General features: G+C 55.1%; 9 protein-coding genes. 7 read left to right on the plus strand and 2 right to left on the minus strand.

Going from position 1 to position 13,982, the window contains the following annotated elements:
* Positions 1 to 162: 162 nt before the first annotated feature.
* The gene (gene crtH, locus ACWIUF_RS06605) at positions 163 to 1,722 is read left to right on the plus strand and encodes a carotenoid isomerase (RefSeq protein WP_448571495.1); all 1,560 of its coding nucleotides are present in this window, start codon (positions 163 to 165) and stop codon (positions 1,720 to 1,722) included.
* On the opposite strand, the gene ACWIUF_RS06610 is transcribed toward crtH, so the two are convergent.
* Positions 1,717 to 2,265 (minus strand): hypothetical protein, encoded by a 549-nt coding sequence (locus tag ACWIUF_RS06610; RefSeq protein WP_448571496.1) that lies wholly within the window; start codon positions 2,263 to 2,265, stop codon positions 1,717 to 1,719. The genes crtH and ACWIUF_RS06610 overlap by 6 nt on opposite strands.
* A 392-nt stretch (positions 2,266 to 2,657) precedes the next feature.
* Complete coding sequence (locus ACWIUF_RS06615; RefSeq protein ID WP_448571497.1) at positions 2,658 to 3,386, minus strand: lysophospholipid acyltransferase family protein; 729 nt, start codon at positions 3,384 to 3,386, stop codon at positions 2,658 to 2,660.
* A gap of 1,114 nt (positions 3,387 to 4,500) precedes the next feature.
* On the opposite strand from ACWIUF_RS06615, the gene ACWIUF_RS06620 reads away from it, so the two are divergent.
* The 6 genes from ACWIUF_RS06620 (at position 4,501) to ACWIUF_RS06645 (ending at position 13,941) form a co-directional block, all read left to right on the plus strand.
* Complete coding sequence (locus ACWIUF_RS06620) at positions 4,501 to 5,268, plus strand: hypothetical protein (protein WP_448571498.1); 768 nt, start codon at positions 4,501 to 4,503, stop codon at positions 5,266 to 5,268.
* A gap of 56 nt (positions 5,269 to 5,324) precedes the next feature.
* Positions 5,325 to 5,573, plus strand: coding sequence for a hypothetical protein (locus ACWIUF_RS06625; RefSeq protein WP_448571499.1), 249 nt, complete (start codon positions 5,325 to 5,327; stop codon positions 5,571 to 5,573).
* Between the two features lie 232 nt (positions 5,574 to 5,805).
* Positions 5,806 to 7,035, plus strand: a complete 1,230-nt coding sequence (gene mltA, locus ACWIUF_RS06630) for a murein transglycosylase A (RefSeq protein ID WP_448571500.1) — start codon at positions 5,806 to 5,808, stop codon at positions 7,033 to 7,035.
* A gap of 196 nt (positions 7,036 to 7,231) precedes the next feature.
* Positions 7,232 to 9,268: a cation:proton antiporter gene (locus ACWIUF_RS06635; RefSeq protein ID WP_448571501.1), complete on the plus strand. Its 2,037-nt coding sequence runs from the start codon at positions 7,232 to 7,234 to the stop codon at positions 9,266 to 9,268.
* A gap of 591 nt (positions 9,269 to 9,859) precedes the next feature.
* Entirely contained in the window at positions 9,860 to 11,578 is a 1,719-nt protein-coding gene (locus ACWIUF_RS06640) for an ABC-F family ATP-binding cassette domain-containing protein (RefSeq protein WP_448571502.1), read from the plus strand.
* A gap of 215 nt (positions 11,579 to 11,793) precedes the next feature.
* Positions 11,794 to 13,941 carry a single-stranded-DNA-specific exonuclease RecJ gene (locus ACWIUF_RS06645; protein WP_448571503.1) on the plus strand — a complete coding sequence of 716 codons (2,148 nt, stop codon included), beginning with the start codon at positions 11,794 to 11,796 and terminating at the stop codon, positions 13,939 to 13,941.
* Positions 13,942 to 13,982: the final 41 nt, after the last annotated feature.

Below are 13,982 nucleotides of genomic sequence, written 5' to 3' on the forward strand. Positions count from 1 at the left end.
CCCCCAACCCCTATTCCCCAACTGCTCATGCCCCAAGCATCCCGCCACGCTCCCTGACGGTCACCCGCCAGCCCCAGCCCCCCAGAAATGTATCGCACTTGACCCCACACTCCGATAAACTCAAAACAAAGAGCAATCCAATCCAATCGCTACTGAATTTGCATGGTCTTCGCTGCTGCTGACATGGCTGACGCCGATCGTTCGCCCCAACCTGCCTCTGGCTCAAATTTTGACGTTATTGTTATTGGTTCTGGCATTGGGGGCTTGGTGACAGCCACCCAGCTAGCGGCGAAGGGGGCCAAGGTGCTGGTCCTGGAACGCTATCTCATCCCCGGTGGCAGTGCCGGGTATTTTGAACGACAGGGTTATCGCTTTGATGTGGGGGCCTCGATGATCTTTGGCTTTGGCCAGCAGGGAACAACCAATCTTTTAACCCGTGCCCTAGCCGCCGTCAATGTCAGCCTGGAAACGATCCCCGATCCGGTGCAGATTCACTATCACTTGCCAGGGGGCCTCGATCTCCAGGTCCATCGGGACTACGAACAATTTCTTACTGCCCTCACGGCCTATTTCCCCCACGAAGCACGCGGGATTCGCCAGTTCTATGATGAATGCTGGCAAGTGTTTAACTGCCTGAATGCGATCGAACTCCTTTCCCTCGAAGAACCTCGCTACCTGGCCCGTGTCTTTTTCCAAAACCCAGGGGCCTGTCTAGGGTTAGTGAAATATCTGCCCCAAAATGTTGGCGAGGTTGCCCGCCGCTATATCAGCGATCCCGATTTGCTCAAGTTTATTGACATGGAGTGCTACTGCTGGTCGGTGGTCCCTGCCGATCGCACCCCCATGATCAATGGGGGGATGGTGTTCAGCGATCGTCATTACGGGGGGATTAACTATCCCAAGGGCGGGGTGGGCCAAATTGCCCAGAAACTGGTGGAAGGACTGGTTAATGCAGGCAGTCACATTCGCTATCGCTCCCGGGTCACACAAATCCTGACCACCCAGGGACAGGCAACGGGCGTCCAACTGGCCTCTGGGGAGGTCTATTATGCCCGTCGGATTGTGTCGAATGCCACCCGTTGGGATACCTTCCCGGACCTGCTGCCCACGGTACCTATGCCAGCGGCGGAGCAAAAGTGGCAGCGTCGCTATCAAAAATCCCCCAGTTTCCTGAACCTGCACCTGGGCATTGAAGACCCCCACGGCCAAGTCCTGCCCCCCGGTACGGCCTGCCACCACATTGTGCTGGAGGATTGGCAGAAAATGGAGGACCCGGAAGGCACAATTTTTGTGTCTATTCCCACTCTCCTTGATCCCAGCCTAGCGCCGCCTAACTGCCATATTATTCATACCTTTACCCCCAGTTGGCTGGAGGACTGGCAGGGGTTATCGCAACGGGAGTATGAACGCAAAAAGGAGGCCGCCGCCGAACGGGTGATCGATCGCCTAGAGGTGGTTTTCCCGGGCTTGATTGTGACCCAGGACTACCAGGAAGTCGGGACACCGCGTACCCACCGCCGTTTCCTGGGGCGATCGGACGGCACCTATGGCCCCATCCCGCGCCGCCAACTGCGGGGCTTGCTGGGGATGCCCTTTAATCGCACTGCCATTCCGGGGTTGTATTGCGTGGGCGACAGTACGTTCCCAGGGCAGGGCTTGAATGCGGTGGCGTTTTCGGGTTTTGCCTGTGCCCACCGTATTGCCACCGACCTAGGGTTATGACAGGAGCGCCTTGCCGCGCAAATGCACTGTCAAAGGTGACCCGCGATAGGTTCCCGCTATCTCTACCTCACAGCCGTCGGGTTGGTCGGGCGGACACTCCGGGCACACATATACGGCTCCCCGATATTTCAAGTATTTACCCTTTGCATCCAGGGTAGCTTCCGAATTGGCACCCGCGAGTTCTGCCCCTGTGGGCGCTATGGTTGGCTCTGGCCCTCGTGCGTCCGTTACCGGTTCGGGGGGGACGGGTGAGTGAACTTCGACTCCCCGATACTTCAAGCATTTTCCCTTGGCCTCAAGGGCGGCGGCGATCGGGGATGCGGTCGGCTCTGCCACGGGGGACGGAAGGGTTGGCGTCAGCGTCAGTGCATCTATCCCAGTTCCGGCGGGGACCGGGTGACCTTCCACCTTGGGGATCGAGGCGAGGGCGCGTTGGGCTGCGATTAACCCAGCCAATAACAAGAGGAGCAACACGGGCCAGGGCACAGAAACTAAACCGACCACAATAATCGCAACGGCAGCGATCACTGCCAGAACAGTCATTAGCGGCATCAAAAAAGACATTTGCGTAACCTCAGTTCTCGCAATGAGGAGTTGGGGGACTGATCGCTGACGCTAGGTTGGAGCTAAGGGGACGACCCCACATCTGACGGCCCATCCCCCAAGGGTGTCCTAACACTCCCAACCCTGAGTGGTCATGGAATCCGGTGGGTTATGGGCCACTAACCGCGTTCGCGTCGCATCTCCGCAGGAGAATTGCGCAATTCATAATGACGTTTTTATCCAAGATTTATTGACTTGAACTGACTCGAATAAGCATTAATCTCTAACGTCAGCGATCGGTGAGTACTTGGTCCCTAACTGCATAGTACTCCGATTCTTGGGCGTGGATACTGAATTTTCTGGAAAGCTTGACAGATCTGCCCTAACCGGGTTCAGGTGCGATCGAGATCCTGAAGCGCCAGGGCCAGATCGGCGGTTAATTGGGCGGCCATTGGTTTGCGGGGACCGGTTGTATAATGGGCCACGGCTAAGGGGGAGCCAATTTTGATCGTGATCCCACAGTGCCAGTGGGGAATAGTGTGCCCGTACTGCAAACTGATCGGCACGACCTGAACGTTGGCATCGGGTTGTAAAGTCGCGGCCTGGAGGGCCAAGCGGGCCAATCCCGGCTTGAGCGGATGCACCTGCCCATCCCGGAAAATGCCGCCTTCGGGGAAAATCACCAACATATCCTGCTGTTGTAGGATCTCAATCCCGTGGCGCAGGCTGCTCACCCCCGGTTTACGGGTATCGACGGGGAATCCCCCGGTCTGGCGAATGAACCAGCCCTGTACCCCCCGCACTTCGTCCGCCGTCACCATAAAGCGTAGGTCGCGTCCGGTGGTGGCCCGTCCCACCGCATAGGGGATGACTAACCCATCCCACCGCGATCGATGGGTTGGCGCGAGGATCACCGGACCCTGACGGGGGATATTCTCCACCCCAATGACTTGGATTTTCCCAAAGTAGCAGGGAAGGACCAAGTGCCGCCCCAGGCGATAGAGAACGGGGAATAGCCAGGGCGAAATATGCGATCGGCTAGGGACTTCTGGCCCCGGGGTCAGGTTGAGGGGCAGGCTCAGTTGAGGGGTGGGTTGAGGGGTATGCAGTTGCATCATCATGGGATCGGTCTCACACATCCAACCATGCCTAGGGGCTGTTACCCCGCGAACGGCAATGGGTTAACAACTCTCAGCGTAATCATCCCTTGGCCCGATCGTGCCCCCCTCAGGACACTTTCTGGACTGGCTCAGCCCCCCAGAGGGGCGCGACTGGCGTTGATGACTGGCAGCCACCACCCTGCCTTAACTGGAATTAGCCGAAAAAATACGCAGGGGTTAAGGGCATTCTATCCCCATTAGCAATGAGGCAAAACAGTCGGCAATTCTAAATACTTATCATTTTAGCAAATCGTGTCTCTTTAGGCAGAAAATTTTTGAGTAAACCTGGCTGTCTCACCTTGGGGAAGGTAGGTTTTCATCACTCGTCTGTGGGAATTCAGCATGAATTCCCAGGCTTAAGCTATCGGAAAGATCAATGCTGAGCCATTCATCTCGTACTTGGTTAACTTTAGTTAAAATCCCTTGAAGCTTCAGGAGCCTACCTTTATAGTAGTAATTGAAGCGAAGAGCTTCCCTGGCAGATAAACCCCTAGTAAAGGAGAAAGGTCAATTTCAGTTCTATCTGTCTCGTCTGACAACACTTCTTCCGAAAACTAATAGATCCTCGATTACAACAACAGGGAGCAAACTTACAGGTTGATTTTTCGCCTAGTAAGTCTCCGGGTAGTTACGGAAAAGGGGGGATTTGACTTAGCGAGTAGGACAGGAGTGTTGTTGTTTTAAGGTCTTTTGAAAATCCTACTCAGGCTTTGGGTGGCTGCTTGGATTTAGAGCAGAATTATTGAGCGCGATCGCTACCGCGCTAAGCAGCGAGTGTATTTTTAGGTGCCAAAGTCGCCAGGAGGGGGAACCATATTGGGAATCTCGATGAATTGAGGTTGGGCGGCGGAGCTACCTCAACTGCTTAATAATTGCGTGGGCACCGTTGCGAAAATTGATAGTTTTCGAGGTGCCCGATTGATCGATGGGTTGATTGACGCAAATTGCCAGTTACGGGGATTCCGATTAAAATCGGTTCAACTCTGGGTGGCGCTGACAAGAGGGGTTACCTTGGCTCTGGTTGTTAGTCCCACTGCGATCGCTAGTGTGACACGACAATAGGTGGGCGAATGATATGGCGATTATTGCGCTAAAAGCCTGGTATCTGCGGGAGTATGAACCCCTACGGGAATTGGAAAAACGCCCCCACGATTTGCGGCTGAGTAAGAATAGCCTGCTCAAGTCGGCTCTGCGGGCTGATTTTTTGGATGAGGTTGAGGCCGTCAAGCAAGCTGACTGGTTCCAGCACTACCTGGAGGGGGGCATTGTCGAGTTTTATATTGAAGGGAGTGGTGGCTATAGTATTGCCAATATCGATCTGGTTAGCCATGAGATCTACTTCACGAAGCGGGAGGTCATGGCCCACCTGGAACCCAGTATTTTCTTTTGTTACCAAACGGATTACCCTGAATCGGGCGATCGCATCCGCGCTGAACTGGCGAAAACCCTCAAAACCCTGAACGAAAAATCCCGACTGCCCCTAATACTGACCGAATCCCATCGGCTGGGGGAAGGTCCTGTGCGCCTGAATAGCACCCTAATGCGGAAAATTCGGACCAGCCTGTTGTTTATTGCCGATACCACCCCGATCGCCCAACTGCCCAGCGATCCGCCTCAGGTGTTACCCAACCCTGCTGTCTGTGTGGAAATGGGCTATGCCCTCCACAGCAAGCATTCTGAGCAAATTCTGACGGTTCAAATGGAGCGACCGGACCTGCCGGGACAGTTCCCCTTCGATTTGCCCAGCCAGCAACGCCTCTCCTTCAAAACAGCGGCGGAGTTGCACCGCACCCTCCCAGAGGCGATCGTTGCCCAACTAAAACGTTACAATTTGTTCCCCTAGTTCCATCCCCCCGGCATAATAGGGGGCGGAGCATTCAAGCAGGATAAACCGTTACTATGCCTAAGCCATCGGAATTCGCTGTGCATCTGCTGCTCAAGGGCGGGCACCGGGAGGAGGTGCGTTTCTCTACGATTCAAGAGTTTCAAAAGTGGTACAGCAGCGAATTGATGCCCAAGGCCACCTCGGATGATTTCATTACGGTGCCCATCAAGAACCTGCAAGGGGAGTATATGGTGGCGCGTCCTTCCAGTATTCTCGCGATTCGGGTGGAGCCGGTCTTTAGTTCCAGTGTCGATCGCTTCTAGGTGCGATCGATTCTAGGAATCGTGACGAGATATTCATACCCCTGTCTCCCTAAACCCGTGGGGGGGGATGGGCGGATTCATATAGGTTGTTGCCGTTGGGATCTTGGGGGATGGGCGGGTTCATATAGGTTGTTGCCTTTCTGTCCAGATTTTGTGGCAACCCGCCCCTACATCAACCTCAGGATGTCGTTAGGATGCCTTGCCAATTAGGTTTGTCTAGGGTTATGGGTTAATGCATTGCTGGCTGTTACAGAAAAGGGATGCCAAGCGGACGATCGCGACGGTGCTGATCGGCTTGACTGTGTTTATGGCAGGCACGCACCGAGGGGCCGCAGAACCGCCGCTCCGACCCATGCCCTTGAGCGCGATCGCGGCTGATCCCGCTGAAGTTCCCTTGGGACAGGATGATCGTCTTTGGGGCCAACCGGGGCAACCGGGCGATCGCGCCACCCTGCTGCGGGCGATCGAGCATAGCCTGCGGTACTTGGCCAGCGATCGGGCGGTAAATGATTACCAGAAGATCGATCGCACGGCCTTTGGGACGACCTCAGCCACAGCGTTAAGGTCACGGGTTCGGCGCAGTCTGCAACGGTTTCGGCACCTGGTGATGACCCAACCGAATGCGACGGCGTTGCAACGGGCGGTGGCCCAGGAATTTGTGCTGTACCAGGCGATCGGCAAGGATGGCCAAGGGACCGTTGGCTTTACGGGCTATTTTGAACCCACCTACCGCGCCAGTCGGGTGCCCACTGCGGAATATCGCTATCCCTTGTTCCGCCGTCCGCCCAATCTGGAGCAATGGCCTAGCCCCCATCCCACCCGCCTGCAACTGGAAGGGGCCGATGGTTTGCAATTTGCCCAGGGGCCGTTACGGGGGTTGGAATTGGTGTGGTTGCGCGATCGCCTGGAAGCGTTCTTGGTGCAAGTGCAGGGATCAGCCCGTTTACAGTTAACCGATGGTCGCACGCTGACGGTGGGCTATGCCGGACGGACGGACTATCCCTACGTGGGCATTGGCCGGGAATTGGTGAACGCGGGCAAATTTACCCTAGAAGAACTCACCCTCCCGCGCCTCGTCCAGTATTTCCGCGACCATCCTGACGAACTCGATATCTATCTCCCCCGTAATCAACGCTTTATCTTCTTCAAAGAAACCCACGGTGCGCCCGCGACGGGCAGTATTGGGGTGCCGGTTTTGGCTGGACGCTCGATCGCGACGGATAAGACACTTTTCCCACCGGGGGCCTTGGCGCTGATCCACACGCAACTGCCGGAGGTTGAGGCGGGGGGTGGGTTGGCGCAACGCTTGGTCAGCCGCTATGTCCTGGATCAGGATACGGGGGGGGCGATTAAGGGACCGGGACGGGTGGATGTGTTTATGGGGACGGGCCAGGGGGCAGGCGATCGGGCGGGACTCGTTAATGCTACGGGGCAGCTTTATTATTTGTTGCTCCGGGAATAGGTGGGGGATGCCTTTGTGCCTTTGTGCCTTTAGTTTGATTGGGAACCACTAAGACATGAAGAACACCAAGAGACGCGAAGGAATTTTGGGATTCTAGGCAAAGATACTAAGATGGATGACAACCGAACACTTGGAGGATACGGCTCAGGGAGTTGAGTGCTGAACGACCGCCAAGATCGTCAACGATTGGCTACGCATGGAAGTTTCCTTCAACACGACCCTGCTCATGGTCTTAACTGTGATTGCGGGGATTAGCGCCCAAGTCCTGGCCGAGTACCTGCGGGTCCCCGGCATTGTTTTTCTGTTGCTGTTTGGTATTTCGCTAGGACCCAGTGGTCTGGGGATTCTCCATCCGGCCCTGCTGGGCAATGGCCTGGAGGTGATTGTGGCCCTGTCGGTGGCCCTGATCCTGTTTGAAGGGGGGCTGAATCTGGAGTTGCGGGAGTTGGGCCGGGTTTCAACCAGTTTGCGCAATTTGGTGACGATCGGGACCCTGATCACCCTCATTAGTGGTGGCATGGCGGCCCATTGGTTGGGGGAATTTCCCTGGCCGATTGCGTTCCTGTTTGCCTCATTAGTGGTGGTAACGGGACCCACGGTGATCAACCCCCTGTTGCGGCAGGTGAAGGTCAACCGATCGGTGGCAACGCTGCTGGAGGGGGAAGGGGTCCTGATCGATCCGGTGGGCGCAATCCTGGCGGTGGTGGTGCTGGATATTATCCTCAATGGCGATACGGAAATCTGGCCGATCGTCAGTGGGCTACTGTTACGTCTGGGGATTGGCGCGGGGATTGGGGCAGCGGGGGGCTGGCTGCTGGGGATTTTTTTGAAGCGATCGCGGTTTTTAACCGAGGGGCTGGCGAGTTTAGTGGTCCTGGCCTGGTTATGGGGCCTCTTTGGGCTGGCTCAAAGTATTCAAGCGGAGTCAGGGCTGATGGCCACCGTGGTGGCCGGGATTGTGCTTCGGGCATCGGAAGTGCCAGAGGAGCGGCTGATCCGGCGGTTTAAGGGACAGTTGACGATTCTTTGCGTATCGGTCCTGTTCATCCTGCTATCGGCGGATTTATCGATCGCCAGTATTTTTGCCCTGGGATGGGGGGGACCGCTGACGGTTTTAAGCCTCATGTTTCTGGTGCGGCCCCTCAATGTCTGGCTCTGCACCTGGACCAGTAATCTCACCTGGCGACAAAAGCTTTTCCTCAGTTGGGTGGCTCCGCGTGGCATCGTTTCCGCATCGGTGGCCTCCCTCTTTGCGATTTTGCTCACCGAACGGGGGATTAACGGGGGCGACTCGATTAAAGCCCTTGTCTTTCTGACCATTATTCTGACGGTTTTCTGTCAGGGCTTAACGGCAGGGGTCCTGGCGAAAATTTTGGGGATTACTTCGACCCAGGCGACGGGCGCGGTCATTGTCGGGTCGAATCCCGTCAGCCGTCTGATTGCGCGGCTGTTTCAAGAACGGGGCGAGTTTGTGGTCCTGATCGATAGCAATGCAGAAGCCTGTCGCGAAGCCGCTGAGAAAAACCTGCGTTCCTTTGTCAGCAGTGCCCTGGATGCGGAAGCGTTGGAAAAGGCGGGGTTGCCCCAAGTAGGGACCTTCCTCGTACTGACCAGTAATGGCGAAGTGAATGCCGTCGTTGCTGAGAAGGCCATCGAAGAATTCCAACCTCCGCGCACCCTGGCTGTCTTACCCCCTGATGTGGATACAAGCGCTAACACCAACAAGTCAAAGGTACGACAAGCCTTTTTACCCGGTCTGTCCCTCAAGATGTGGAACGACTATATGAACGAGGGCAGCGTCAAGCTGGGGGAAACAGTGTTACGGGAGCAGGGCTTTTTGTTCCAACAGGCCCACCTCAAGGCGCTGATCCGCTCCCAGGAGTTGCTGCCCCTTTTGCTGGAGCGGGAGGACCAACTGCAAGTGATGGCGGCATCGGACGAGTGGCGACCGGGCGATCGCATTATTTACCTGCTCCATGATCCCAAGCCGGTGCTGCTGAAACGCCTTTCCGGTAGCAGCAAGCAGGATTTGATCAACCATCAAGCCGACACGCCCCTGGTACTGGAAAAACTGCCGACGGTGGAAGAGGTCCCAATGAGTTTCCCGTTCCAGGATTTGACCGTGCCCAGTCCGCCACCGCCGAATGACTTGGCTGTTCGCGATGGCGAGGAAAATCCTGCGGTTCCATCGGCAGCGCCACCCCCTACACCTGAGGTTAGCCCCAAAACCTAGGACAGCAAAGATAAGGTTTCGCAATGTTGGTAGTCACGACTTTAGTCGTTGCCGGCTAAAGCCAGCCCTACGAACGTTTGCGGCTACTGAACTGGGTTGTTCCCCAAGATGGGTAATGCGCTCTGGCAGAATTGGCTATTGTCCCTAGGCGATCGCCCAACCTGAGGAATTGGAAAACAATGGCCATCACGACAACAATCGCACGATCGTTTCGACCTCAACGCCATGAGGTGCGGATCGGGGTTTCACGGCCCCAAGACTATGAGGTTCTCGACCTCAGGACAGGCGTTTGCCTGGGGCGCTAATCCGTGAGTCCCCTGCCTGGTCTTGGTTGCGGCTTGATCGGGAGACGCGGTCTTGCCCGGTCTTTCCCTCAGTACCCTGTTGCAGACGTTCACGGGTTACCACGATCGCGTGAGCGGCCTTACCTTTATTCCTCCTAATTTTGGTCTACCGGCTGCCTGGAGGACGACGATACCCCTAGCCCCTCACTCGCTGGGAAAAGGCAGCAAAGTCAGGCGCGTAATGTTGCAGAAAGTTTACAATTGAAAAGGTTTTGCCTACCCTTACCCTTCTTCTGGAGACTGTTGGATGCTGCGCCTGGAACATATCAATAAAACCTACCCCACGGGGGAAGTCCTGAAGGATATCAACTGGGAAGTCAAACCGGGCGATCGCATTGGTCTGGTGGGGGTCAATGGTGCGGGAAAATCCACCCAACTGAAGATCATTACCGGGGAGGTTGAACCTACCGCCGGGGCCATTATCCGACCCGCGAACCTACACATTGGCTATCTGTCCCAGGAGTTTGATGTTGACCCTAGCCGCACCGTGCGGGAAGAGTTGTGGCAGGTCTTCACGGCGGCGAATCAGGCCCAGCATCAATTGACGATGCTCCAGCACCAGATGGAACAGGCATCGCCGGAGGCATTGGAAGACCTCATCCACCAGTTAGATCGGGCACAACGCCACTTTGAAGCTGTGGATGGGTATGGTCTCGCAGCCCGGATTGAAAAGATTTTGCGGGAAATGGGGTTTGAAACAGAGGATGGCGATCGCCTCGTGAGTGCCTTCAGTGGCGGCTGGCAGATGCGCCTTAGTTTGGGCAAAATTCTGCTCCAGGAACCGGACATTCTGCTATTGGACGAACCGATTAACCACCTGGATCTGGAAACGATCGAATGGTTGGAAATCTACCTCAAGGGGTTAACGACACCAATGGTGATTGTGGCCCACGATCGCGAGTTTCTCGATCGCCTCTGTACCCAAATTGTGGAAACAGAGCGGGGGGTTTCAACCACCTACCTGGGGAATTACACCGCCTATTTGCAACAAAAAGCAGATCAGAAAGAGGCCCAACTGAGTGCCTTTGAACGCCAGCAAAAGGAATTAGAAAAGCAGCAAGTCTTCATCGATCGCTTCCGGGCCAGTGCCACCCGCAGTACCCAAGCCAAAAGCCGAGAGAAACAACTGGACAAGGTGGAGCGCATCGAGGCCCCTATTGCTGATCTCAAAACCCTGCATTTCCGCTTTCCTCCGGCTCCCCGCAGTGGGCGCGTTGTGGTCAAAATCGACGATCTGGTGCATACCTATGGCGACAAAATTCTGTTCCTAGGGGCGAACTTGTTGGTGGAACGGGGCGATCGCATTGCCTTCCTGGGTCCCAATGGCTGCGGCAAGTCAACCATTCTACGCATGATTATGGGAATGGAGGCCCCCACTGAGGGCAAGGTGGAACTGGGGGAACATAATGTCATACCCAGTTATTTTGAGCAAAACCAGGCCGAAGCCCTCGATCTCGAAAAAACGGTCCTGGATACTATCCATGATGAGGTACCCGACTGGAAAAACGAGGAAGTGAGAACGCTCCTGGGGCGCTTTCTGTTTAGCGAGGATACAGTTTTTAAGCAAGTGAAGGCCCTGAGTGGGGGCGAAAAAGCCCGACTGGCCCTGGCTAAAATGCTGCTGCGTCCAGCGAATCTGTTACTGCTGGACGAACCCACGAATCACCTGGACATTCCGGCCAAAGAAGTCCTCGAAGAAGCGTTACAGCACTATGATGGGACCGCCATTCTCGTCTCCCACGATCGCTATTTTATTTCTCAAGTGGCCACTAAGATTGTGGAAATTCGGGATGGCGAATTCCGGGTTTATCTAGGTGACTACCATTACTATCTTGATAAGGTAGCGGAGGAAAGGGAAAAGGTGCGATTGGCGGCGATCGAGGCGGCAAAGGTGGCAAAGGCAGCGGCTAAACGGGCAAAACAGAAGGAGAAGGAGAAGGCCAAAAAGGCGGCCCGTAAAGGCTAGTTGTTTGTCAATCCTAATGATGGGTTGCAAATAGGCTCCAAGCCCCTTCGACAGACTTAGGGTGAGCGGGACTAACCCGTTGAGGCTTGAGCGGGTCGAGCGCCGCTCATTTTAAACTTGACGCTGTCCTGGGGATAATATATCGAAGCAAAGCAAGGATGAATTTCTCCAAGGGGTAAGTGATGGTGCCTAATCTGTCTCCGAGGGCGACGGCTATGCCGAATTTACCCCGTCAACGCTGGCAGATTGCCCCGGCGCAACCGGAACAAAGGGCAATCCTGGCAGCGGCCACTGGCCTGCCACCGATTCTGGCTCAAGTCCTACTCAATCGTGGGATGGTTGACCAGGCAGCGGCGATTGGTTTTTTAGAACCCGATTCGGTCCCGTTACCCTCCCCCCTGACCGAATTTCCGGACCTGGCCTTGAGTCTAGATCTGTTGAAAACGGCGATCGCGCAAAAGCAATTGATTGCTATCTGTGGGGACTACGATGCGGATGGCATGACTAGCACAGCCTTGTTACTGCGGGCTTTTCGGGAATTCAAAGCCCACGTGCATTTTGAGATTCCCAGCCGGATGGCGGAAGGCTATGGACTGAATGAACGCATGGTGCAAGATTTCCGGACGATGGGGGTTGCCATTATCCTGACGGTGGATAACGGTATTGCCGCCCACGCGCCGATCGCCCTAGCCCGTGAATTGGGTTTAACCGTGATTGTCACGGATCACCATGATCTCCCACCCCAATTGCCGCATGCTAATGCGATTTTGAATCCCAAGCTATTACCAGAAACATCTCCCTATCATGGTTTAGCAGGTGTGGGGGTTGCCTATATTTTGGCCTTGGAACTGGCGAAAAAACTACGCAAAAAAGGGAAGTTAGAAGCGCCCCTTTTGGAATTATTTACCTTGGGAACGATCGCGGACTTAGCGCCGCTAACGGGTGTCAATCGGTGTTGGGTCCAAAAGGGTCTGCGGTTATTGCCTAATTCCCAGTTGGCGGGTATTCAAGCCCTAATTGCCCAGTCTGGGGTGCAGGGAAATCCTCAATGTGGCGACGATCGCAATGCTCAGGGGATTGCTTCTAGTAACAGTCACGGTGCGTTGCACAGTAAAAACAATTGCGCTAATCAACGGCAGGCGTCACTCAAACCAGAGGATATTGGATTTCGCTTGGGACCTCGGATTAATGCCGTTGGCCGCATTGGTGATCCCGCAGTTGTGATTGAATTGTTGACGACCGATGATCCTGAGGTTGCGGCAGAACGGGCCGCTGCCTGTGAGGCCATTAATCAAACCCGTAAGGAGCTGTGCGCCCAATATGAGGCGGCGGCGATCGCGTGGGTGGAAACCCAGGATTTGGAACAGCTTTATCACCAGGAGCGGGTGTTAGTTGTTGTGCAACCGGGTTGGCATCATGGGGTGATTGGGATTGTGGCCTCGCGCCTGGTGGAACGCTATGGCGTACCGGTGTTTATTGGCACCTATGAGGGTGAAAATCAGGAAACTATTCGCGGATCAGCGCGGAGTATTCCGGAATTTCATGTGTTTGAAGCCTTGGAATTCTGCAAGGATCTTCTGGAAAAACATGGGGGACATCAGGCAGCAGGGGGGTTTAGCCTCAAGGCGAGTCATCTCGCAGCGTTTCGCCAGCGATTGCAAGCCTTTGCCTGCCAATGCCTACGGCCAGAACACCTCAAACCGCTGGTGACGATCGATGCCCAGGCTGATTTTGCGGACTTGAGTGTGGATCTGTTGGCCCACATCGATCGCCTTCATCCCTGTGGCATGGCTAACCCGGAACCCATCTTTTGGACGCCGAAGGTGCAAGTTCTGGAGCAACGATTAGTGGGGCAAACCCAAAGCCATATACAAGCCACCCTTGCCCAGACGGTAGATATGGCAACGCCTGGGATGGGCTTGCCAGTTCCTGTACAATTCAAGGCGATCGCGTGGCGCTGGCGAGACTTTTTTCCCTTGCCCCGGCAGGTAGAGGTGGCCTATCGAGTTGGTTTAAATGTCTGGAATCAGCAAACAACCCTACAATTAGAACTGGTGGGAATACGATTGCCAGCGGAAGAGCAGCCAGCTAGACCCGTTGGTTCCGATCTGCCTGCGGATCTGCCCGTGGATTTTTACTATCGCGATCGGCCCTACAGTTGTCGAATTCGGGAACAAAGCAGTGGACGAGAACTGCGTATCCGTAACCAACAGGGCCATGTTTTAAGTGTGACGAAGGGACACAAAATTGGCTATTTAGCAACAGGTCGTGACGATCGGCAAGCCATTGATGTTTCGCAGCCCTTTTTCTTCCAATTAATTAAGACGGCGATGCAAGCGATCGATCAGACTAAGAATCCCTAAGAATGGCCCAACTCAATCGCCCTAGCTAGCTAATGAAACAG

This window comes from Trichothermofontia sp. (assembly GCF_053493415.1).

Bases quoted from the DNA above. Each gene is read 5' to 3' on its own strand.
- crtH (WP_448571495.1), top strand. From the start codon at position 163: ATGGTCTTCGCTGCTGCTGACATGGCTGACGCCGATCGTTCGCCCCAA.
- ACWIUF_RS06610 (WP_448571496.1), bottom strand. From the start codon at position 2,265: ATGACTGTTCTGGCAGTGATCGCTGCCGTTGCGATTATTGTGGTCGGT.
- ACWIUF_RS06615 (WP_448571497.1), bottom strand. From the start codon at position 3,386: ATGATGATGCAACTGCATACCCCTCAACCCACCCCTCAACTGAGCCTG.
- ACWIUF_RS06620 (WP_448571498.1), top strand. From the start codon at position 4,501: ATGGCGATTATTGCGCTAAAAGCCTGGTATCTGCGGGAGTATGAACCC.
- ACWIUF_RS06625 (WP_448571499.1), top strand. From the start codon at position 5,325: ATGCCTAAGCCATCGGAATTCGCTGTGCATCTGCTGCTCAAGGGCGGG.
- mltA (WP_448571500.1), top strand. From the start codon at position 5,806: ATGCATTGCTGGCTGTTACAGAAAAGGGATGCCAAGCGGACGATCGCG.
- ACWIUF_RS06635 (WP_448571501.1), top strand. From the start codon at position 7,232: ATGGAAGTTTCCTTCAACACGACCCTGCTCATGGTCTTAACTGTGATT.
- ACWIUF_RS06640 (WP_448571502.1), top strand. From the start codon at position 9,860: ATGCTGCGCCTGGAACATATCAATAAAACCTACCCCACGGGGGAAGTC.
- ACWIUF_RS06645 (WP_448571503.1), top strand. From the start codon at position 11,794: ATGCCGAATTTACCCCGTCAACGCTGGCAGATTGCCCCGGCGCAACCG.